Annotated in this window: 17 protein-coding genes; 7 read left to right on the plus strand and 10 right to left on the minus strand. The window is 72.2% G+C overall.

Annotated elements, in window-relative coordinates; translation table 11 throughout:
* Nucleotides 1–6: 6 nt before the first annotated feature.
* The 5 genes from ANAEK_RS22085 to ANAEK_RS22105 are packed head-to-tail and all read right to left on the minus strand — an operon-like array spanning nt 7 to nt 8,888.
* Nucleotides 7–2,160: a BatA domain-containing protein gene (locus ANAEK_RS22085; RefSeq protein WP_012528350.1), complete on the minus strand. Its 2,154-nt coding sequence runs from the start codon at nt 2,158–2,160 to the stop codon at nt 7–9.
* Entirely contained in the window at nt 2,157–3,065 is a 909-nt protein-coding gene (locus ANAEK_RS22090) for a DUF58 domain-containing protein (RefSeq protein WP_012528351.1), read from the minus strand. Before ANAEK_RS22090 ends, ANAEK_RS22085 begins: the two co-directional genes overlap by 4 nt.
* A complete protein-coding gene (locus ANAEK_RS22095) occupies nt 3,065–4,090 on the minus strand; it encodes a MoxR family ATPase (protein WP_012528352.1) in 1,026 nt (341 codons plus the stop codon). The genes ANAEK_RS22090 and ANAEK_RS22095 overlap by 1 nt, the downstream gene beginning before the upstream one ends.
* Nucleotides 4,087–5,679: a tetratricopeptide repeat protein gene (locus ANAEK_RS22100; protein WP_012528353.1), complete on the minus strand. Its 1,593-nt coding sequence runs from the start codon at nt 5,677–5,679 to the stop codon at nt 4,087–4,089. Before ANAEK_RS22100 ends, ANAEK_RS22095 begins: the two co-directional genes overlap by 4 nt.
* Entirely contained in the window at nt 5,676–8,888 is a 3,213-nt protein-coding gene (locus ANAEK_RS22105) for a DUF4175 family protein (protein ID WP_012528354.1), read from the minus strand. Before ANAEK_RS22105 ends, ANAEK_RS22100 begins: the two co-directional genes overlap by 4 nt.
* A gap of 207 nt (nt 8,889–9,095) precedes the next feature.
* On the opposite strand from ANAEK_RS22105, the gene ANAEK_RS22110 reads away from it, so the two are divergent.
* Genes ANAEK_RS22110 through ANAEK_RS22120 form a run of 3 tightly spaced genes read left to right on the plus strand, consistent with a single transcriptional unit; the run spans nt 9,096 to nt 10,648 of the window.
* On the plus strand, nt 9,096–9,725 hold the full coding sequence (locus tag ANAEK_RS22110) for a sigma-70 family RNA polymerase sigma factor (RefSeq protein ID WP_012528355.1): 630 nt from the start codon (nt 9,096–9,098) through the stop codon (nt 9,723–9,725).
* 31 nt (nt 9,726–9,756) lie between these two features.
* Complete coding sequence (locus ANAEK_RS22115) at nt 9,757–10,200, plus strand: anti-sigma factor (RefSeq protein WP_232288317.1); 444 nt, start codon at nt 9,757–9,759, stop codon at nt 10,198–10,200.
* Nucleotides 10,201–10,216: 16 nt separating this feature from the next.
* On the plus strand, nt 10,217–10,648 hold the full coding sequence (locus ANAEK_RS22120) for a hypothetical protein (RefSeq protein ID WP_012528357.1): 432 nt from the start codon (nt 10,217–10,219) through the stop codon (nt 10,646–10,648).
* Between the two features lie 3 nt (nt 10,649–10,651).
* On the opposite strand, the gene ANAEK_RS22125 is transcribed toward ANAEK_RS22120, so the two are convergent.
* The 5 genes from ANAEK_RS22125 to ANAEK_RS22145 form a co-directional block, all read right to left on the minus strand.
* Nucleotides 10,652–12,892 (minus strand): polysaccharide biosynthesis tyrosine autokinase, encoded by a 2,241-nt coding sequence (locus tag ANAEK_RS22125; protein ID WP_012528358.1) that lies wholly within the window; start codon nt 12,890–12,892, stop codon nt 10,652–10,654.
* The gene (locus ANAEK_RS22130; RefSeq protein WP_232288318.1) at nt 12,892–13,986 is read right to left on the minus strand and encodes a polysaccharide export protein; all 1,095 of its coding nucleotides are present in this window, start codon (nt 13,984–13,986) and stop codon (nt 12,892–12,894) included. Before ANAEK_RS22130 ends, ANAEK_RS22125 begins: the two co-directional genes overlap by 1 nt.
* Entirely contained in the window at nt 13,983–14,429 is a 447-nt protein-coding gene (locus ANAEK_RS22135) for a low molecular weight protein-tyrosine-phosphatase (RefSeq protein ID WP_012528360.1), read from the minus strand. The genes ANAEK_RS22130 and ANAEK_RS22135 overlap by 4 nt, the downstream gene beginning before the upstream one ends.
* Nucleotides 14,430–14,555: 126 nt before the next feature.
* Nucleotides 14,556–16,436, minus strand: a complete 1,881-nt coding sequence (locus ANAEK_RS22140; protein WP_041454141.1) for a nucleoside-diphosphate sugar epimerase/dehydratase — start codon at nt 16,434–16,436, stop codon at nt 14,556–14,558.
* A gap of 368 nt (nt 16,437–16,804) precedes the next feature.
* Entirely contained in the window at nt 16,805–17,428 is a 624-nt protein-coding gene (locus ANAEK_RS22145) for a PII uridylyl-transferase (RefSeq protein WP_012528362.1), read from the minus strand.
* 274 nt (nt 17,429–17,702) lie between these two features.
* Between ANAEK_RS22145 and ANAEK_RS22150 the strand changes: the two genes are divergently transcribed.
* The 4 genes from ANAEK_RS22150 to ANAEK_RS22165 are packed head-to-tail and all read left to right on the plus strand — an operon-like array spanning nt 17,703 to nt 22,121.
* Nucleotides 17,703–18,887 carry a glycosyltransferase gene (locus ANAEK_RS22150; RefSeq protein WP_012528363.1) on the plus strand — a complete coding sequence of 395 codons (1,185 nt, stop codon included), beginning with the start codon at nt 17,703–17,705 and terminating at the stop codon, nt 18,885–18,887.
* On the plus strand, nt 18,884–19,888 hold the full coding sequence (locus tag ANAEK_RS22155; RefSeq protein WP_012528364.1) for an NAD(P)-dependent oxidoreductase: 1,005 nt from the start codon (nt 18,884–18,886) through the stop codon (nt 19,886–19,888). Before ANAEK_RS22150 ends, ANAEK_RS22155 begins: the two co-directional genes overlap by 4 nt.
* Complete coding sequence (locus ANAEK_RS22160) at nt 19,885–20,928, plus strand: glycosyltransferase family 4 protein (RefSeq protein ID WP_012528365.1); 1,044 nt, start codon at nt 19,885–19,887, stop codon at nt 20,926–20,928. Before ANAEK_RS22155 ends, ANAEK_RS22160 begins: the two co-directional genes overlap by 4 nt.
* Nucleotides 20,925–22,121, plus strand: a complete 1,197-nt coding sequence (locus ANAEK_RS22165) for a glycosyltransferase family 4 protein (RefSeq protein WP_012528366.1) — start codon at nt 20,925–20,927, stop codon at nt 22,119–22,121. Before ANAEK_RS22160 ends, ANAEK_RS22165 begins: the two co-directional genes overlap by 4 nt.
* The last annotated feature ends 43 nt before the right edge of the window (nt 22,122–22,164 follow it).

Consider the following 22,164-nt stretch of genomic DNA (forward strand, 5'->3'; position numbering starts at 1 on the left):
GGCGGCTCACGCCAGCAACAGCCCCTCCAGGAAGAACGCCGCCACCCCCAGGGCGAGGAGGATGGACCAGAGCGGGAGCTGCCGCTCGCCCGCGCGGCGCGCGTCGCCGTCCACCCGGGCGTGCGCCGCGCCGCCGAACCAGGCGGTCAGCTCGGAGGGCTCGAGCCGGCGGGTGTCCGACTCGCGCGGATCGAACGCGACCGCGAACGCGAGCCGCGGCTCGACCCGCTGCTGCCCGCCGGCCGCGATCTTCACCTGCCACAGCCCGGGCTCGGCCGGCGACAGCTCCACCACGCCCGGCTTCTCCTCGGTGAGCCCCTCGCGCTCCAGCTCGGCGCGGGACCGCTCGCGGCCGTCCGGCCCGATGAGCGCCACGAGCGCCTCGCCCTGCCCGAGCCGGAGCTTCCGCCGCGCGCCCACCACGCTGGGCGGCTCGCGCCGCTCCTCCAGCGCGCCGGCGAGGTAGCCGGCGAAGCGCTGCATGGCGGGCAGGAAGCTGGTGCGGATGGGCCAGTCGGTCCAGTCGCGGTCGGCGCTGGAGGTGAACAGCAGGACGCGCCCCCGGCCGCGCCGGGCCTCGACCAGCGCCGGCGCGCCGTCGTCGAACGTCATGAGCACCTGCGGGGCGGCGCCGCGGGCCCCGGGCTTCGCCAGCATGTAGCGGGCGGTGCGGACCCCGAGCAGCCCCTCGCGCGCGTCGCCGGTGAAGATCGAGAGCGCCGGGTGATCCCAGGCCACCTCGGCGAAGCGGGCCGCGCGCAGCGCGCCGGCCGGATCGCCGCGCGCGCCGGCGGTCTTCTCCACGTGGAGCGGCATGGGGAGCAGCGGCCCCAGCTCGCGGCCGTACAGCTCCGGATCCACCTGGTCGCCCAGCGACACGAACAGCCCGCCGCCCGCCTCGACGAAGCGGGACAGCTCCGCGGCCCTGCCCCCGAGCGTCCGGACGTTGAGCAGGAACACCACGTCGAACCTCGACAGGTCGGCGCGCGGGAACGCCTCCGCGTCCACCAGCGTCGGCCGCACCGGCGAGGCGGGCGAGGCGAGCGCCGACTCCACGAAGTACGCCTCGTCGCGGTACTTCACCGGCGAGGGCGCGCCGTCCACCACCAGCGCCCGCACCTCGCGCGGCACCACCACCGCGAGCGCGCGGGCGTCGTCGTCGGGCAGCCCGTCCTCGGGCAGGCTCACCTGCACCACCGCCGGCCCGCCCTCGGCGAACGCGTGCAAGAGCGACTTGCGGGTGGCGCCGCCCGCCGGCACCTCGGTGAACGCGCGGATGGGCGTCTTCGCGGCGGGCCCGGTGCCGACGGTGAGCAGGAGCGGCGCGTCCTTCAGCGGCGCGGCGGCGTGGTTCGCGAGCAGCGCGGTGACGCGGTAGCCGCGCGGGCCGGCGGCGGGATCCGGCTCGGCCTCGAGCCCCACCACCGCGTGGTTGGGGAGCCCGGCGCCGCGGGCGGCGTCGAGCACGCTCACCTCCGGGCGCACCGCGCCCTGCGGCCCCTCCACCGCGGGCGCGGGCCCGTCGAGCCGCCAGGCCGAGGCGGCGAGGTCGGTCGCGACCACCAGGCGCTTCGGCAGCCCCTCCTGCGCCTTCGCCGAGGCGAGCGCGCGGAGCGCCGCGCCCACGCAGGCGCTGAGGTCGGAGTAGGCCGCGCTCGCCTGCGCCCGCTCCAGCACCCGGCGCACCGCGGCGCGATCGAACGAGGGCGCCTCGGCCTGCGGCGCGCCGGCCCCGCACACCACCGCGGTGGCCGGCTCCTCCGGCGAGAGCGAGGCGAGCGCGCCGAGCGCGTCGGCGCGGGCGCGATCGAACAGCGGGCGGTTGCCGAGCCGGTAGCGCATCGACCCGGAGGCGTCGAGCACGATGGCGGTGGCGCGCGGGCCCCGGGCCACCGCCTGGGCGGCCTCGCCGGGCTGCTCGGCGCGCGGGCGCGCGATGGCGGCGGCGATGGCGGCGAGGAGCAGCGTGCGCGCGGTGAAGAGCAGCACCTTCTTCAGGCGCAGCCGCCGCTGCGTCTCGCGCCGCGCGCGGAGCACGAAGTCGATGGCGGGGAAGGGCGTGGGCCGCGGGCGCCGGCGGAAGAACAGGTGCACGACGAGCGGGATGGCCGCGGCGAGCAGCCCCCAGAGCAGCGCCGGGTTCCCGAAGCCGAGGTTCACGCCGCCGACCTCTCGCGCCGCGCCAGGAACGGGAGCAGCACCTCCTCGAGCGGCCGGTCGGTGCGGCAGAGCGCGTAGTCCACGTCGGCCTCGGCGGCGGTGCGCTTCACCTCCTCGAGCCAGCGCCCCAGCACGTCGAGGTAGCCCTTCCGCACGTCGCGCCCGTGCGCCTCCACCTGCCGCGCGTCCTCCATGGAGAGGAACAGCGTGGGGTCGTCGAACGGGAACTCCAGCTCGGCGCGGTCGAGCACGTGGAACAGCGTCACCTCGTGCTTGCGGCGCCCGAGCTGGGCGAGCTGGCGGAGCACCTGGGCGTCGGGGTCGAACAGGTCCGAGAACACCAGCACCGACGAGCGGCGCGGCGCGTGCTCGATGATCCAGTCCACCGCCGCGCCGAGGCGCGTCGGCCCCTCCGCCTTCGCCGCCTCGAGCGCGTCCAGCACCGGCACGAGGTGCCCGGCCGACGCGCGCGGCGGGATCGCCCCGGCCACCTGCCCCTGCACCAGCACCAGCCCGGCCGCGTCCTGCTGGCGCACGAGCAGGTACGCGAGCGACGCCGCCAGCGCGCTCGCGTACTCGAGCTTGGTCATGCCGGCGGGGTCGGAGCGGTAGCCCATCGAGCCGGAGGCGTCCACCACCAGGTAGGCGCGGAGGTTCGTCTCCTGCTCGAAGCGCTTCACGTAGTACTTGTCGAACTTCCCGTACGCCTTCCAGTCGATGTGCCGGATCTCGTCGCCGGGCGCGTACTCCTTGTGCTCGGCGAACTCGACCGACTGCCCGTGGTGCGGCGACTTGTGGAGGCCGGTGAGCACGCCCTCGGTGATGGCGCGCACCCGCAGCTTCAGCGTCCCGAGCCGGGCGAGGACGGCGGGGTCGAGGAGCGGGGGCTTGCGCGGATCCGCCACTACGCCTTCCCGTCCAGCAGCCGCTCCACGATCTGGGCGCTGGTGACGCCCTCGGACTCGGCGCGGAAGTTCGTGATCACGCGGTGCACGAGCACGTACTTCGCGAGCGCCCTCACGTCCTCCTCGCTCGCGGCCATGCGGCCGTCGAGGATGGCGCGGCTCTTGGCGCCGAGGATGAGGTACTGGCTGGCGCGCGGGCCGGCGCCCCAGGAGACGTTCTCCTTCACGAACGCCGGGGCGCCCGGCTCGTTCGGCCGGGTGCGGCGCACCAGCTCGACCGCGTACTGGATGACGTGGTCGGCGGCGGGGACGCGGAGCACGAGGTCCTGGAGCTCGCGGATCTTGGAGGGCGAGAGGATGCGCCGGAGCGCCGGGCGCTTCGCGACGGTGGTGGAGCGGACGATGTCCAGCTCCTCGGTCGCGCTCGGGTAGCCCACCGGCACGTAGAACATGAAGCGGTCGAGCTGCGCCTCGGGCAGCGGGTACGTGCCCTCCTGCTCGATGGGGTTCTGGGTCGCGAACACCAGGAACGGGAGATCGAGCGGGTAGGTCTCGCCGCCGGCGGTGACCCGGTACTCCTGCATGGCCTGGAGCAGCGCGGCCTGCGTCTTCGGCGGCGTGCGGTTGATCTCGTCGGCGAGCAGCAGGTTCGCGAAGATCGGCCCCTGCACGAAGCGGAAGGCGCGGCGCCCGGTGGTGTGGTCCTCCTCCAGCACGTCGGTGCCGGTGATGTCGGAGGGCATCAGGTCGGGCGTGAACTGGATGCGGTTGAAGGAGAGGTCGAGCACCTCGGCCACGGTGGAGATGAGCAGCGTCTTCGCGAGGCCGGGCACGCCCACGAACAGGCAGTGCCCGCGCGCGAACAGCGCCACCAGGAGCGCGTCCACCACCTCGCGCTGCCCCACGATGCGCTTCTCGATCTCGCCGAGCAGCATGCGCCGCGCCTCGTGCAGCTCCTGCACGGCGCGCAGATCGGACTCGGGGTGGCCGGGGAGGGGCGGCGGGGCGTTCGGGACGTCGGTCATGGGTGATCCTCCGGGCGTGCGCCCTGTGCGTCTCGGCCGCCCAGTATCCGCTCGAACCGCGCCTCGCGCGACGCGCCGCCGGGGTCGCCGAGCGCGGTCAGCACGCGGGCCAGGCCGCCGTGGATCTCGGGGTCGAAGGGATCCTGTCGGTTCGCGACGAGCAGGCGGTCGCGCGCCGCCGCGAAGTCCTTCCGCTCGTACAGCAGGCGCGCGAGCTGCACGTTCAGCGCCGGGTAGTCGGGGTTCCAGTCGAGCGCGCCGCGGAGCACCTGCTCCGCCTCCTCGCCCGCGCCGGACATGGTGGCGGCGAGCGCGAGCTGCCCCGAGAGGATGGGGAAGCGTGCGCCCACGCGCGCATGCGCCTTCCCGTACTCGATGCGCGCCGCCGCCCAGCGCCCGCGCGCGCGGTAGATCTCGCCCAGCCGCGCGAAGCCGCGCGCCTCCGCGTCGGGGATCTCGGCCCACTCGGCCCAGGCGCCGCCGTGCTTCGGGTCGTCCTTGAAGCGGAGCCGCTTCAGCTCGTGCTCGCCGCCGCGCGGGAGCGGGCGCGCCGCCATGTACCTCCGCCACTCCCCCAGGAACCGCTCGAACGGCATCCCGGTGGCCCGCGCCACCGCGTCGTCGGCCTCGACGCCCTCGCCCACCAGGCCGGTGACGCGCGCGAGCACCTCCGGCCCGGAGCGCTTCACCAGGTACTCCACCGCCAGCACCACCTGCGCGTACGCGAGCGCGGCCCGCTCCTGCGAGGGGAGCTTCGCGAGCGAGGGGTGCATCTCCTGGAACGTGACGAGCGTGTTGCGCGCGAGCGCGTCCTTCACCAGCGCCGCCGAGATCGGGCTCAGCGGATCGACCCGCCCGCGCCAGGCGGACTCGAACCACTTCGCGAGCCCCTCCTGCAGCCAGATGGGCGCGCGGTTGCGGGTGCGCGCCGTGACGACGTCGTGCGTGTACTCGTGCGCGGCGGTGTCGAGCCAGTCGTAGCCCTTGAGCAGCGCCTTCGGCGACAGCAGCATGAGCTTGCCGAACTTCGCCACCGCCACCGTGCCGCTGGTGCGGATCTCCGCCTCGGTGAGCGTCGAGAGCTTCGCGAGGCCCTTCACGTCGCTCACGATCTCGACGGTGAGCCGGCGCGCCGGCGGGTCGCCGAGCGCCTTCGCGAGCGCGGCGCGCTGCCGCTCCAGCGCGTCCACCAGGTACGGCACCAGCACCTCGTCCTTGCCCTTCGGGTAGGACACGACGAAGTGCTCGCTCTCCGAGCGGGCGTGGTCCTTCGTGACCTCGCGCGCCGCCCGCGCCAGCTCGAGGTACCCGCCCGCCTTGCCGGCGCCGGAGGCGGTGATGAGCGCGATGGCGTCGTCGTAGCGCTGGTCGAAGAAGCGCAGCACGCCGCCGGAGAGCTTCACCGCGTCGGGCGCGTCCTCGAACGGCTCGAGCGGCTCGAGCAGCGCGCGGGCCGCCGGCAGGTCCTCCTGGGCGAGGAGCTTCAGCGCCTTGAAGGCGGTGCGCTCCGCCTCGCCGTCGGCGCCCCGCGCCGCCTGGGCGAACGCCGGTACCACCGCCAGGGCGGTGGCCAGGACGAGCGCCCTCATTTCACCAGCTCCTCGTAGTAGCGCTGCACCTCGCCGCGGTACCGCTCCGGCGCGCCCTGCTTCATGGCGTCGAGCAGGTCCTTGCGGAACTCCTCCGGGACGCGGTGCGCCTCGGCGCCCGGGATCTTCACCTTCTCGCGCGAGGCCTCGCGGCCGTCGCCGTCCTGCTCGCCGCCGGACTCCGCGAACGGGAACGGGAAGCCCTGGCCCCCGCCCTGCCCGCCGCCCTTCTTGGCGGCCTCCTCGAGCCCCTTCTGCAGGCGCGAGAGCGCGTCCATGGCGAGCTCCTGCTGCCCGTGGCCGCGCTGCGGGTTGCGCGCGCCCAGCTCGGCGGCGGCCTCGCCCATGTGGCCGCGCGACTCGGACAGCTCCTGCTGCGCCGACGGCGGGAACACCGGCGCCTTCTGCGAGAGGTCGTAGAGCTGCGACTGGAGCCGCCCCGCCTTGCGCTCGAGCTGGTCCTGCTGCTGCGCGAGCTCGCCCAGCTTCCGCTGCTCCTCCTGGCCCAGCACCTGGCGCGGGTCCGGGAACATCCGCTGCAGCTTCTCGCGGATCTCGCGCACCTTCGGCACCGCGTCCATGGCGTGCTTGCGCGCCTCCGCCACCTGCTCCGGCTCGCGGCCGGTGAGCGGCGCCCCGCGATCGCCCAGCGCCGCGTCCTCGTCCAGCTCCATGGCGAGCCGCTCCACCGACGGCTGCGCGCGGGTCACCGCCTCGGCCGCGCCCTCCAGCTCGCGCATCCCGAGCGCGCGCTCCAGGTCCTTCAGCGCCTCGCGCGACAGCTCGAACTCCGGCTCCGCCCGCATGGTGACGCCCGGCTCGGCGCGGTCGAGGTCCTGCCGCGCCTTGCCGGCCAGCTCGGCGAGCCGCTTCAGGTCGCCCTCGGCGCCCTTCATGCGGTCGGCGATCTTCTGCCGGTAGCGCCGGCGCACCTGGTCGGTCTCCTCGGCGGTGCGCCGCTGCTCCGACTGCACCTGCTCGAGCTGCTCCTTGAACGCGAGCATCTCCTTCATGAGCTGCTGCGCCTTCTCGTCCGGGCGGCCCGCGGTGCGCTCGAGGCCCGCCAGCATCTGGTCCATGGCGCCCGCCATCTGGTCGAGCGCCTTCATGGCGCCCTCGACGTCGCCCTGGGCGAGCTTCTTCTCCACCTCGTCGAGCCCGCCCACCAGGTCCTGCGACTTCGCCAGCTCCGCGAGCGCCTCCTCGTTCATGTGCTCGTCGTTGAAGCCCTTCGACAGCTCGGCCATGCGCGCGAGCAGGTCCTTCACCCGGTCCTTCATGCGCGAGATCTGGGCGAGGACCTCCTTCTTCGCCGCCTCGCTGGGCGAGGCCCGGTACTTCTCGAGCAGGCCGGCGAGGTCGCGGCGGCGCTGCGCGAGGTCCTTCGCGAGGCGCACCAGGTCCTGGGCGCGCTGCTTGTCGAGGAGCTGCTCGAGGTACAGGACGCCCTTCTCCATCGTGGCGTCGAGCGCCGCGTCGGCGGAGGTCATGTTCCGCACCAGCGACGCGTCCGGCCTCACCCGCACCCGGATCGCCTGGAGGATGGCGGCCCGCAGGGCGGCGACGCGCTGCTCGGCCACGCGCACGTTGCCGGACACGTTCTGCAGCGCGGCCGCGACCTCGCGGGCGCCGGCGGGATCGCGGCGCAGGTCGCGGGCGGCGTCGCGCAGGGTCTCGGTGAGGCGCCGCGTCCGCGCGTCGAGCTGCTGGGCCACCGGCAGCCGCTCCGCCGTCGCGAGCGGGCCCTCGGCCAGCGTCTCCAGCCGATCGCCGAGCAGCGCCACCAGCTCCTCGAACGCCTGGCGCGCGCGCTCCAGCACCGCGCGGCGGTGCTCGGCCTCGGAGTAGACCTTCACGACCTGGTGCTCGGAGGCGGCGGTCTTCGGCCCCGAGACCGTGTCGCCGTCCGCCGCCTCGATCCAGTACTCGAGCGCCTCGCCCTCGGCGAGCCGCTCCGGGGCGAGCGCGAGCTGCTGCGTGCCGCCGTCGCGGCGCAGCCCGTCGCCCTTGCGCAGCACGCGGCGCTGCGGCTCGCCCGCCGGCGGCTTCACCAGGAGCGTCACCTCGGACAGGCCCACGTCGTCCTCGGCCTGCCACTCGATCGCCACCACCGCGTTCGCGTCCACCTCCAGCTCGCGCTCCGGCGCGGTGATGCGCACCTGCGGCGGCAGGTCCACCTCCACGGCGATGGGGATGGGCGGGCCCTCGGCCACCAGCCGGCCCTTCGCGTCGAGGTAGCGGAAGCGGTAGCTCCCGCCCTGATCGACCACGAAGCGGCCGGAGAGGTCGCGGCCGCCGGCGACGGCGAGGGCGCGGCGCTTCACGACGGGTGAGTCCGGGGCGGGCTGGGCCTGCGCCGGCGGCGGCGCCTGCGCCGGAGCCTCGGAGGATCCGGTCCCCTCGGCGGCGGCCGCGCCCGCGGGCGGGCTCGCCGGCACGAGGCCCTCCTGCTCGATCACGATCTCCGCCGCGACCACCGGCCGGTCGGCCCGGGTCTTCAGCTCCACCTCGGTGCCGCGCGGCGCGCGCACCTCGCCGCCAGTGCCCGACAGCGTGCGCGGATCGCGCTTCATGTAGGCCGGGTAGCGGTAGGTCAGCTCGATGTCGCCGGTGATCGGGTCCGCCTGCACCGCCGGCGCGCCGGGCGGATCGCCCCCGATCACGCGCCCGTAGGCGGCGCGGAACCCGGGCCCCAGGCCGGCGAGCCCCAGCAGGTGGAGCCCCAGCGCGGCCACGAGCGTCCACCCGGCCTGCCGGGCGGCGCGGTCCGGGATGGCCCGGGCGAGGTCGAGCCCGCGGGCCCGCTCGGCGGTGCGGTCGAGGTGCGCGTCGAGCAGCTCGACCGACAGCTCGCCGGACGCGGCCAGCAGCGGGCGGGCGCGGGCCAGCTCCACCGAGGAGAGGAGCGCGGAGCGGAGCGCCGGCTCGCCGGCCGCCACGGTGCGAGCCGCCGCCTCGTCGTCGCGGGCCCCGCGGAGGAGGGCCCAGGCCGCGGCGACCGCGGCCCCGAGCACGGCCAGCGCGGCCCCGCCGAGCGCCACCAGGCGGAAGCCGGTCCGGGCGCCCGCGGAGAGGGCGATCGCGCCGGCGAGCAGGCACAGCAGCGCCGCGGCGCCGCCCCCGGCCGCCGCCGTGAGGAGGACGACCCGGACCTGCCGCCGTCGCGCCCCCTGGAGGACGCGGGCGATATCTGCGTAGGCGCCGGCCATGTGCCCCTGTCGAACCGTGGTAGCCACCGCACATTCCGGCGGTTCCCGGAAGGATAACGCGGGGGAACGCGCCCGGTGAGCCGATCCGCTCCGCCCGGGCGGCGGATCGGCGCGGGGTCGTCCGCGTCGAGACCCTCCCCCGGCGGCGCACGTGCTAGCCTGCCGCACCGTCCCGTGAATTTCCCACCCGGACGCCCCGTCCCTCCGATGGAAGCCGACGACCACGCGCTGGTCACGAGAGCCAAGGCCGGTGACGCCAACGCGTTCCGCGCGCTCGTCGTCCGCTACCAGAGGAAGGTCTACGCCGTGGCGCTGGGCATCGTGAAAGATCCGGACCTGGCCTGGGACGTCGCCCAGGAAGCCTTCGTCCGCGTCCACGGCCACCTCGGCGACTTCAAGGGCGATTCGGCCTTCTCGACCTGGGTGTTCCGCATCACCACCCACCTGTCCATCGACGCGGTGAGGCGGGAGCGGCACGCGCAGCGGCAGGACGTGGACGACGTGCAGGAGACGGATCTGGAGGAGGGCGGCGAGGGCATCCTCTCGACCGCGCTCGGGAACGACCCGCGGCAGAACGCGCTCCGGCGCGAGCTGGCCGGCAAGATCCAGGACGCGCTGGCGACGCTCCCGGAGAAGCACCGCACGATCCTGGTACTGCGCGAGGTCGAGGGTCTGTCGTACGAAGAGCTGGCGGAGCGGCTCGGGATCCACAAGGGCACGGTCATGAGCCGGCTGTTCCACGCGCGGAAGAAGATGCAGGCCGCGCTCCGCGAGTACGCGGGGATCGCGGCGGCGGACGGGGCCGAGGGCGGAGAGGACGGGCAGGGCGATGCGTAGGGCCACGAGCGATTGCGTCCGGTTCGCGCCGATGATCGGCGCCCGCGAGGGCGAGCTCTCCACCGAGGAGGCGCGCGCGCTCGCGGCGCACCTCGAGGCCTGCGACGCCTGCGGGGCCCGCGCGCTCGACCTCGCCGCCACCGAGGGGCTGGTCTCCGAGGCGCTGCTCGCCCGCGCCGCCGAGCGCGACTTCGCGCCGTTCGTGGATCAGGTGATGGCGCGCATCGGCCACGAGGCGCCCGCCCCCCGCGGCGTCCTGTCCTGGCTGCGGCGGCACTGGCGCGGCACCGCCGCGGCGCTGACCCCGGCGGTGGCGGCCGTGGCCGTGTTCCTGTACGTTCGCTGGGAAGGCAGCCAGCCGGGCGAGATGGCGCTCCTCGAGTTCTCCAGCGAGGGCAACATCTCGACCGTCATCCAGACGTCCGACGGCCCGGTGGTGCTGCTCGACGACGACGACGAGGGATCCGGCTCCTGAGCCGCCCGGAGAGGTCATGACCCGCCGCTCGTTCCTCCTCGCCCTGCTCGCCCTGGTCACCCTCGCCCCCGCCGTCTCCCGGGCCGACGTGCCCGTGCACGTCCGGCTCATCAAGGGCTCGCGCAAGGGCCCGCCGCACATCGACCCGCGCCTCGCGAACCTGAAGCGGCAGCTCTCGCCGCTCGCGTACGTGCGCTGGGAGCAGACCTCCGAGCAGGAGGTCTCGCTCACCCGCGGCAAGACCGAGTTCGTGAGCCTGCCCGACGGCGATCACGTGGGCGTCACGCTGCAGGAGCAGCGCGGCAACACCGTGACCCTCGAGGTCGCGCTCGCCTCGCGCAACACGCAGTCCCGCCTCACCGTCGAGCGCGGCCAGCGCATCGTGCACCAGGTGACCGGCGAGCGCAGCGGCGCCGCGTTCTTCCTGACCGTGATCGCGGGGCCGTAGCCCCTACTTGTACGAATACTGATAGTGATACGCGCTGCGCCGGCCCAGGCCGCGGTCGAGGCGCACGTCGTTCATCACGATGCCGTGGACGCGGGCGCCGGCGCGGGTGAGCTGGCGCAGGCCGGCCTGGATCTCGCGGATCGGGTGCTTGCCCGCCTTCACCACGAACAGGTTCACGCCCGCCTGGCGCGCGATGAGCGCGCCGTCGGCCACGGCGAGGATGGGCGGGGTGTCCACCACCACGAGGTCCCACTTCGCCGACAGGTCGGCCAGCAGCCGCTGGAAGCGGTCCGAGCCGAGCAGCTCCGCCGGGTTGGGCGGGATGGTGCCGGTGGTGAGGAGCTGGATGTTCTCGTGCTCGGTCGTGCGGAGGGCGCTCGCGAGCGTCTGCGCGCCGCTCAGGACGTCGGTGAGCCCCGGCGCGCGCTCGCCGCCCAGGAAGCGGTGCAGGTGGCCGCGGCGGAGGTCGGCGTCCACCACCACCACGCGCTTGCCGGCCTCGGCCAGCAGGACCGCGAGGTTCGCGGTGACGAACGACTTGCCGATGCCCGGCGCCGGGCCGCCCACGGTGACGACGTTGGAGCTGGCCTCGAGCAGCGCGAACTGCACGCTGGTGCGGAGGCTGCGGAGCGCCTCGACCGCGAGATCGTTCGGATCGGTGCGGGCGAGCACCGGGTGCTTGCCGGCGTGCCCCGCCGCGCGGGTGGCGATGCCCTCCGCGTCGCTGTGCGGCACCGAGGCGTGGACACCCACCCCGGTGGCCCGCTCCAGCGCGTCCGGATCCTCGACGCCCTGGTCGAGCGCCTTGCGGACGAACGCGAGCGCCACCCCGCCGGCCAGGCCGAGGAGCAGCGCCAGCGCCACCACCGCGCCGCGCTTCGGCGCGACCGGCTTCAGGGGCACGAGCGCGGCGTCGAGGATGCGCACGTTGCCGACCGTGCCCTCCTTCACGACCTTCAGCTCCTGCGCCTTGTTGAGGAGCGTGAGGTAGAGCTCGTTCGCGACCTTCACGTCGCGCAGGCGGCGGGCCGACTCCAGCTCCGCCTCCGGCAGCTTGCGCATGCGCGCCTCGAGGTTCCGGCGCTCCTCGTCGAGGCGGCCCATCTTCTGGCGGGCCGCGATGAGGAGCGGGTGATCCTCGGTGAAGCGCTGGCGCAGGGCGGCGATCTCGAGCTGCAGCTCGGAGGCGGCCTTCTCGATGTCCACCGCGCGGGTGAGCGCGGCCTGCGTCTCCATGGAGACGTCCACGCTGCCCTTCGCCGAGCGGTAGGTCTCGAGGTCGCGCTCGGCCACGTCGAGCTTGCCGCGCAGCTCGGGGAGCTGCGTCTCCAGGAACTCGAGCGTCTTCTCGGCCTCGGCGCTCTTGCGCTCCACGTTCTGGCGCAGGTAGGCGCTCGAGAGCGCGTCGAGGATGGCCGCGGCGCGGGCCGGGTCCTCGTCCTCCAGCGCGAGCTGGATGACGCCGGTCTTCTTGCCCTTCTCCGAGATGCGCAGGCCGTCCTGCAGGTCGGCGATGGCCGCGTCGCGCGGCTGGTGCGACACCCGGAACTGCGTGCCCGGGCGCGCCACCAGCTCCGCCACGAACAGCTCGGTGCGCCGCCCCGAGGCGGCCGCGCCCACCGCGCCCTCGACCAGCAGCTCGCCGTCCGGATCGAGGAGCGCGAAGCGCCCGCCCTCGCGGGCCTCCAGCGTGAGCGGCTCGCCCTCCAGCTCCTCCGGCACCGCCAGCCGGCCCAGGGTGAGCTTCTCGCCGCCCCAGCCGTAGCGCCCGAACCCCGGCATCGCCGAGGCCGGCGCGTCGTCCTTGTGGCGGCGCGCCAGGAAGCGTCCCACCACCGGGAAGCGGCGCGGCTCGGCCGAGATCTCGAGCTTCAGCGCGTCCACCACCGACCCGACCAGCGAGCGCGAGCGGAGGATCTCCATCTCGGTCTCGGCCGGCGAGGCCTCGCTGAAGAGCGCCGAGAGATCGCCCAGCGCGCCGGTGCCGCCCTTCTTGTCCTCCACCTGCACGAGCGCGTCGGAGCGGTACACCGGCGTGGCGAGGAGCGCGTAGGCGACGCCGCACGCGAGCGCGACCGCCGCCGCGCCGGCGATGAGCCAGCGCCCCTGCACCAGCACGTCGAGGTACTCGGCGAGGCTGACCTCGTCGCCGTCGGCGTCGCCGGCGTAGGCCGGCTCGGGCGGTGGCGCGGGGCGCTTGTCGGGGACCATCTCCAGGGCCGGGCCTCCGGGCTTCGGGGTCATCAGTACACTCCGGTCCGGTTGCCGACGTCCACCGTCTGCCAGATGCCCTGCACCGTGGGGAGGATCTGCGTCATGACGCGGTTCCAGTCGGTGAGCTTGTACTGCGAGACGAAGACCACGTCGTACGGCTCGAGCTGGAACTGCACCGCGAGCAGGAGCGCGTCCGCGCTGGAGGCGTCGAGCTTGAAGACGCGCGGCGCCTCGTAGCGGCCGCGGAGCACGTAGACCTCGCCCGGGTTCGAGGTGAGCGGGTCGAAGCCCTCGGAGTCGCCGATCGCCTCGGCGAGGCTCATGCGCCCCTTCGCCATCAGCTTGGAGGAGGGCTTCCGCACCTCGCCCAGCACGAAGACCTTGTTCTGCTCGCGGCTCGGCACGTTCAGGATGTCGCCGTCCTGCAGCAGCCAGTTCTGCGTGACGTCGCCCTCCTCGTAGAGCGCCTGGAGGTCGAGGGCGTAGGTCTTGCCGGCGCGGGTGAGCGTCACCGAGCGCGTCCAGGCGTTCTGGGTGAGCCCCTTCGCCGAGGCGATGGCGTCCTGCACGCGCACCGGCACGTCGGTGACGGGCAGGGTGGAGGGCTGCACCACCTCGCCGGTGACCTGGAAGCGCTTGCCGCGGAACGCCGCCACGCGCACGTCGAGCTGCGGGTTCGCCACGTACTTGCGGAGCCGCTCGGTGAGGAGCGCCCGGATCTCCGGCAGCGTCTTCCCCGCCACCTCGACCACCCCGACGTGCGGGTAGAACATGGTGCCGTCGGCGTTCACCGGGTTGCCGGTCTGCTCCGGCGGGCGGTACTCGCCGGCCGGGATGGTCAGCTCCGGGTGATCCCAGACGATGATGGAGAGGACGTCGTAGGGGGCCACCCGGTACTGGTAGCCCGCGAGCGTCTCGGCGAGCGGATCCGCGGAGCGGGCGCCGGCCGCGCGGGCGCGCGCCCCCGCCTGCTCCACCAGCAAGGCCGGCGTGATGGGCAGCACCTTCACGTCGGCGCCCTTCTCGCCGCGCCCCTCCAGCGCCGACTCCCTCATGTGCAGGCCCGGGGAGATGTGCGAGCAGCCGGACAGCGCGACCGCGATCAGCAGGACGCTGCGTCTCACGAGACCTTCCACACCTTCTCCTCGAAGTCGTCGAGCCCGCGCTCGATGAGCGCGAGCGCGCGCTCGAACGCCGGACGGCCCTGGCGGTAGGGATCCGGCACGTCGAACGCGCCGAAGCGGCCCAGGCGCTGGACCCGCCCGCGCGCGCCCGGGGCGATGGCCTCCACCTCGCGCTTGTGGCCTTCCTCCATCACGAGCACGAGGTCGAAGCCCGAGATGAGCGCCGGGGTGAGCTGCCGGGCCCGGTGCGTCGAGAGGTCGATCCCGCGCGCCGACAGCAGCTCGCGCGCCGCCTCGTCGGCCGGGCGCCCGACCAGCGCCGCCACCCCCGCGGACTCGACGCGCGCGCCGGTCCGCCCCTCGAACCGGGTGCGCAGGAGCGCCTCGGCCATCGGGCTGCGGCAGATGTTGCCGACGCAAACCATGAGTACGCGGTCGAGCATGGGGCAAGTCGCTGGAAGGCGAAGTGAATACCGCGATCCGCCCCGGCCCGTCGAGGGCGCGTGCGCCCCACACGTGCGAGGGGAGCCGCTCGGACGGTGAGTCCTGGTGCCTTTGGTGGAGGCGCGCTACGCGGTGGCGGCCCGCGGCGCGATCGGGCGGTCGGACGAGGACGCCGCCGCGGCGGGGCGGTCGGCGGGCGCGGGCACCGCCGCGACCGGCTGCTTGAACTCGGGGACCATCTCGGCGAAGCGCTTGCGTACCTCGCCCGGGTGATCCACCGACGCGGCGAGGTCGTGGAGCTGGCGCTGGATCTGCTCCCACGCGTGCGGGCGGAAGCGGCCCACGAAGATCTTCGGGTGACCGGTCTTGTCGGCGCTCTCGGAGTCCACCGACAGCTCCTCGAACAGCTTCTCGCCCGGCCGCACGCCGCTGAAGACGATCTCGATGTCCTCGCCCGGGGTGAGGCCGGAGAGCGTGATGAGCTCGCGCGCCAGGTCCGCGATCTTCACCGGCTCGCCCATGTCGAGGATGAAGATCTCGCCCCCGTTGCCCATGGTCCCGGCCTCCAGCACGAGCTGGCTCGCCTCCGGGATGGTCATGAAGTAGCGGGTCATCTCCGGGTGCGTGACCGTGACCGGGCCGCCGGCGGCGATCTGCTCCTTGAAGATGGGCACCACGCTGCCCGCCGAGCCGAGCACGTTCCCGAAGCGGACCGTGACGAAGCGGGTCTTCGAGCGCTGCGAGAGCGCCTGGACGTAGATCTCCGCCACGCGCTTGGAGGCGCCCATCACCGAGGTCGGGTTCACCGCCTTGTCGGTGGAGATCATCACGAACCGCTCCACGCCGTAGCGGTCCGCCATGTCGGCGAGCGTCTTCGTCCCGAAGACGTTGTTCTTCACCGCCTCGCCCGGGTTCCACTCCATCATCGGCACGTGCTTGTGCGCGGCGGCGTGGAAGACGATGGCCGGCCGGCGGCGCTCGAACACCGCGGCCATGCGCTGCGCGTCGCTCACGTCGCCGATGCAGGGCACCAGCTCGAGCTTCGGGAAGCGCGCCAGCAGCTCGCGGTGGATGTGGAACAGGTTGTTCTCGGCGCGCTCCACCAGCACCAGCGCGGACGGGCCGAACCGGCACACCTGGCGGCAGATCTCCGAGCCGATGGAGCCGCCCGCGCCCGACACCAGCACCACCCGGCCCGCGATGGTCGCGGAGATGGACACCATGTCGAGCTTCACCGGATCCCGACCGAGCAGGTCCTCGATGTCGACGTCGCGGAGCTGGCTCACCGCGACCCTGCCGTCGATGAGCTGATCCACGCCCGGCATGGTCTTGAAGCGGACGCTGGCCTGCTTGCAGAGGTCCACGATGCGGCGCATCTGCGCCCCGCTCGCGGACGGCACCGCGATGATGGCCTCGTCCACGCGCAGCTCGCGGGCGACGCTCGGGATCTCGTCGATGGTGCCCACCACCCGGATGCCGTGGATCTGCTCGCCGCGCTTCGCGCGGTCGTCGTCCACGAGGCCCACCGGCTCGTAGCGGGCCGCGTGACGCTTCTGGATCTCGCGGAGCAGCATCTCGCCCGCATCGCCCGCGCCGATGACGAGCACGCGCATGCGGCTCAGCCCCGGCTCGGCGACGACGAAGCGCCGGGCGTAGAGGAACCGCGCCAGGAACCGGACGCCGCCGATGACGATGACCGCGGTGAGCCACTCGATCGCGACCACCGAACGCGAGAAGCCGCGGATCCCGAAGTGGAGGAAGAGCAGGTACGCCGCGCTCGAGAGGCTGGTCCACTGGACGATGCCGACGAGGTCGCGCGCGCCGGTGTAACGCCAGAGCCCGCGGAACAGGCCGCCGAAGTAGAACGCGGCGAGCCGGAAGATGAGCAGGAACGGCAGCGAGATGGCGAGGATCTGCGCGTGCTCCGGCTTGATCCTGAAGTCGAAGCGCAGCGCGTACGCGCCCAGCAGCGACGCCGTCCACAGCGCGACGTGGACGCAGATCATGACCGTGCGACGTACGCCGACGTCCGCGGCGACCGGCAACCCCCGAAGTTTCACGATGATGTCCAAGTACCAGATTGCCCGTCTGCGTACCATACCCGGGGTGCAGGACACGCCCCGTCCCGGGGGTTCGTGTGAAGCGGAACGCCATCGGGAGCGCTTGTGACTGAATCGGGCTTACGAACGCCTCGCAGGGCGCGAAGCCCCGCGAGGCGCACGGCACTGTCGCAGATCAATTGCGAACGGAGCGTACGAGATTCACGATGCGATTGAGGTTTCGCGCACCCGGCGCATCGTGAAGCCGCACGCAGAGCCGAACGTGCTCGCCTTTCAGCCAACGGGCCCGCGCGTCGTGCAGCGCGAACGTGCGGCTACGGGCCCCGCACGTCGGTGATCACGCGGGCTCCGGGAGCGATCACGGCGGCTGGTCCCACGCGTGCGCGGACCACCACCGCACCCGGGCCGACCACCGCCCCCGCGCCGATCCGGGTCGCACCCGAAAGCGTGGCGCTGGAGGAGAGGTGTGCGAACGTCTCAAGCACACAATCGTGCTCCACGACGGCCGCGGTGTTCACGATGGCGCCTGCCTCCACGACCGCGTCCGCGTTGACGACGGCGCGCGCGAGGACCACCGCGCCCTCGCAGACTTGAGCGGAGCGCGCCACCGTGGCCGCGGGATGAACGATCGTCGCGATCTGGAACCCGGCCGACACGAGGCGGTCGCGCGCGTGTTGCCGGCGCACGTTGTCCCCGATCGCAAGCGCCACGGGCGCCCCAGCGAACTCGGCACGGCGCTCCATCACCTCGGCCCAGGTCAGGACCGGTGCGCCCATCACTGATTGCCCGGGCGTCGCGCCATCGTCGATAAAGGCGACGAGCTGCAGCCCCGCGCAGAGTCCGGCGTCCGCCACCACCCGTCCATGGCCGCCAGCGCCCATCACGAGGAACGCCGGCTTTTTGCAGACGACCCCGTCCTCTTGCCGATTCGTGACCATGCGGCGTCGCCCCCGCTCACCTTTCGCCCGCATCAAAAGGATCGTAGAACTCCCCACGTCGTACTCGTGACAGCACTAGGCAAGCGTCTGGCTCTTCGCGGTCTGCCCGGGCGCCCCTGGGCTCATACAGACGCACGGCCGCAGCGATCCTGTCGCCGATCACGCCCCCAGGCCGTTGGTGCTGGCAAGCGCCGGGGGGGGCTGGACCAACAGCGCTCCGCGAGTACTATCGCCCCTCGCTCGCGCCCGGCAGTCGCACGTGGTCGAGCCACGTATGCCGAGACTCCTCATCGCCACGACCATCGCGCGCACGATCGACGCGTTCCTCGTTCCCTACGCCGAGCACTTCCGCGCTCTGGGTTGGGAGGTCGACGCGCTTGCCGGTGACGAGTTCGGGCCTTCCCTCGCACGGCATTTCACGCAGGTACACGCCGCTCCGTGGTCGAGAAACCCGTTCTCGCCGGTGAATCTGAGCGCGCCCCGGGTTCTCCGCCGACTCCAGCAGCAGCGCGGCTACGACATCGTTCACGTACACACGCCGGTCGCCGCGCTCGTCACGCGTTTCGCGCTCCGTTCAATGCGCCAGGTCGGTGCGCCGCGGGTCGTGTACACCGCACACGGGTTCCACTTTCACTCCAGGGGGCGCCACCCGACCAACGCGGCATTTCGCGTGCTCGAGCGGATCGGCGGCCGCTGGACCGACGCGCTCATCGTTATCAACGAGGAGGATGAGAGAGCCGCTATCAATCACTCCATCGTGGCACCCGATGCGCTCGTTCGCATGCCCGGAATCGGCGTCGACATCGAGGGCTGTCGGGCTCGGCGTGCCGACCCCGAGGTGATCCAGAAGGTCCGCGACGAGCTCGCCATCGAGCGTGGCGCTCCATATTTCCTGGTCGTCGCCGAGTTCACGAGGAACAAGCGACACGCCAACGTCGTTCGGGCGTTGGCGGGGCTTCGTGCATCGGGGCGGGAGGCGCACCTCGTGTTCGCCGGGTTCGGCGCAGAGGAAAGCCGCGTGCGGCAGCTCGCGGGCTCCCTGTCTCTCTCGAATCGAGTTCACTTTCTCGGCTATCGCCGAGATGTTCCCGCGCTGATGACGGGCGCGAGTGCTCTGGTCCTGGCATCCGTGCGCGAGGGTCTGCCTCGCTGCGTCCTCGAGGCGATGGCGATCGGCACGCCGGTCATCGGAACGCGCGCGCGTGGCACGACTGAGCTGCTGGGGGACGACTGCGGCTTCCTCGTTGCCATCGACGATGTGGGGTCATTGGCGTCGGCCATGGCGGGCGTCGTGGACGATCCCGAGCGCGCGCTCGCTCGAGCGCGCAGAGCGGCGGATCGGGTTCGTGAATACGGCCTCGGCGAGGTCCTGCGCCTTCACGAGGAGCTGTACGGGCGCCTTCTCGGGAACACCGCCATCGCGGCCGAGGCACGCACGGGACGGCGGGCGAGCGCATGATGAGCATCTCCGAGCCAGTCGGTGCGGTCGACGCTCCGCACCGCGTCTTGCTGACGGGGGCCTCCGGTGCTCTGGGCCGAGCCCTGACCACGGAGTTGCTCGTGGCGGGCGTTTGCGTGACGGGGCTCGTCCGAGCGAAGTCTTCACCGGCACCTTTCTCCGCGACGCGACTGCGCGTGGCGGATCTGCGGGAGGCGGACTGGCCCGCCCTCGTCGCCGGGGAGAGCGTTGCGTTTCACCTCGCTGCGTACGTCCACAGGGGCGTCTCGAGCGAACGAGACCTTCGCGAGCTTCACGAGGTAAACGTCGACGCCACCGCGCGGCTCGCGCGCGCGTGCAGGGCTGCCGGAGTGAAGCTGGTCTTTGCGAGCAGCGTCGCCGTGTACGATGGCGGCGAAGGAACTGCGACCGACGACACCGCTCCTGCCCCACGCACGCCTTACGGTCAAACCAAGCTCGCCGCCGAGGAGGCGATCCGGTCCGAGGGCGAACGGGGGCTCCGGTACACGATCCTGCGCTTCCCGCTGCTGTACGGGCCCCACGGCCGCGGCAACATGGAGCGAATGCTTCGGGCCATCGGGCGGAGGCGGTACGTCCCGATTGGCGATCCGGACACACCGAAGGCGTGCCTGCACTTTGCCGACGCTGCGCGGGCGCTCCGGGCGGCGGCGGAACGACCAACCGCCGACGGAACGTATGTCGTTGCGCCCCATGCGATTGGAACCCTCGGCGAGATTCACGCGGCTGCATTCGAGGCCATGGGCTGCTGGAGGCCGCCGCACGTGCCGCTCCGGGCCGCTCGGCTCGCGGCGTTCACGGGAGACATCCTCCTTCGTCTGGGAGGCCGGGGAGCGAGCCTTCTGAAGTCCGTCGATACGCTCACGAAACCGTCCCGTTTCGATGGAACTCGTTTCGCGCTCGCATCCGGCTTTCGCGATCGAGTCTCGCTTCACGAAGGAATGCGCCTCACCGCTCGGTGGATGCGCGAGGCCACCCGATGACCCCCTACCTCGGCGCATCGCTCGCCGCTGCCGCCTTCGCCTCCTCCGCAATCTTGACGTGGGCCGTTCGCGAACTCGCGCTTCGCACGAATCGCCTCGACGTTCCCAATGCGCGGAGCGCGCACGCTCGCCCGACACCGCGGCTGGGTGGGGTCGCCCTCATGTCCACGTTTCTGGTCGTCGCGACGGTGGCCTGCGCGGCCTCGGCGGACTGGAGCGCTGCGCCCGTGCTGGGCGCGACGGCCCTCATCTCCGCGATCGGTCTCGTGGACGACCTGCACCCGCTCGCCGCACGAACACGGCTGCTCATCCAGGCCATAGCGGCGGTGTTCGTCCTGTGGGCCAGGCAGGACGCGATCGGGCCCGCGCTCGCGTTCGCCGCGGACTGGCCGCGCTGGATCACACTTCCGATCGCAACGTTGTGGATCGTCTGGATGACGAACCTCTTCAACTTCATGGACGGCATCGACGGGCTCGCAGGCGGTCAGGCGGTCATCGGCGGCGCCGCCCTCGCAGCGGTTGCCTACTCGGCCGGCCAACCGATCGTTGCCACGCTCGCGCTGGTAGCCGCGGCTGCCAGCCTGGGCTTCCTTCGGTTCAACTACCCACCGGCCTCGATTTTCATGGGAGATGCGGGGTCCACAGCGCTCGGCTTCTTCTTCGCGACCCTTCCGTTCGCGGCAGGCGAAGCTGCGATCAGCGTTGACCTCGTTGCAATGGCATTCTCGATGTTCATTCTGGATGCGACCACGACTCTCATCCGGCGCCTTCTTCGTGGTGAGCGCGTCGCCGAGGCCCATCGAACGCACCTGTATCAGCGACCGCTCGATTTCGGCGTTCCGCACATCGCCATCACGCGATGCGCTTACGTTGCGTTCTTTGCTGTCGCCGGGCTGACCGTCTTCGCCGCTTCGGCCCAACCTACTCAACGACTGGCGTTTGCCCTCGCCGCAGTCCTTCTCTTCTATGCATTGGTCGTTTCGGCTCGGCGCGTCGCGCACGGGCATAACGTCGCGCTCGCGCGGAAGGCGTCCCGATGAACCCCGCGATCACGCCCGAGCCGCAGCGCGTGTCGGCGTCGAGGCTCGGCGACCCCGTACCCGCTGGGCAACCTTCACGGCGACCGCGCGACGCGTGTCATTCCCGAGGCGGCGCGGCTGTTTTGGTGTTGTCATTGGGCCGTAACGGCGGATGCGTACGTTATGCCTCTGCAATCCTGGACGAATGGCACGGCCCTCGTACGCACAATGTCGTCTCGTCGTTCACGACCGAGCAGCCGCCGCGTCGCGTTCATCAGAAGCTCGCAACTTATCGGTCCGTACCTGAGTTCGTGCTTCGAACGCTGTTCGCCTATCCGTGGTTTGTGGCACGCGTTTTCTGGGGCCTCATTCGCGGGCGGTACGCAGCGCTCTACTTGCCATACTCGCATCACTGGGAAACCCTCATCATCTTGCTGTTCCGAGCTTTCGGAAAGCGGGTCGTCTACACGGTTCACGACGGCATCGAGCACGCGGGCGAGAAGACGACCGTCGGCGCGATACTCTGGAAGATCGGGATGCGCTCTGCGACGGACCTAATCTTCCTCACCCAGCACGTTGCAACTGAAGTGACCGGCAGGCTCACTCTCTTGGGCCGAGTGCATGTCATTCCTCACGGTGTGTTCCGCCTGCCAGGCGTCGTCACGACTCGTCACCATTCGAATAGGCCGAACATTCTTTTTCTCGGTCGCATCTCCCGATACAAGGGAGTCGAGCTGCTGTGCGAGGCGGTTCGCGGGCTGAATCGGGAAGAGTTCGGTCGCTTGGTGGTCGCTGGATCCCCCAGCTACGATCTTGCTGTAGCGCCTTTTGATGGGCTAACGATCGAGCGCCGCTGGCTCAGCGAAACCGACATCATTCAGCACCTCAACGACGCGCACATCCTTGTGCTTCCGTATGTAGAGGCGACGCAGTCCGGAGTCGTTGCGCACGCGATTGACGCCTGCCTGCCGGTCGTCGCCACCCGGGTCGGCGGCCTGCCAGAACAGTTCGAGGACGGAGAAGCGGTGTTCGTTGATCCGGATCCCGGGTCGATCCGCGAGGGTCTTCGGCGGCTCTGCCGTGATCCTGAACTCTATTCCTCCATCCAGACGCGCCTCGAGCACAAGAGGGCCGCGGCATCTTGGGCGACGATCGCTGAACAGGTCGCCGCTGTCGTGATTCACCGTGCGCCCGCGGACTGCAACCACGTCTGACATTCCCGGTGCTGTCGGGGCGCCGCATTGAGTTACCGATAAG

The organism is Anaeromyxobacter sp. K (assembly GCF_000020805.1).
In the GTDB taxonomy this organism is placed as follows: domain Bacteria; phylum Myxococcota; class Myxococcia; order Myxococcales; family Anaeromyxobacteraceae; genus Anaeromyxobacter; species Anaeromyxobacter dehalogenans.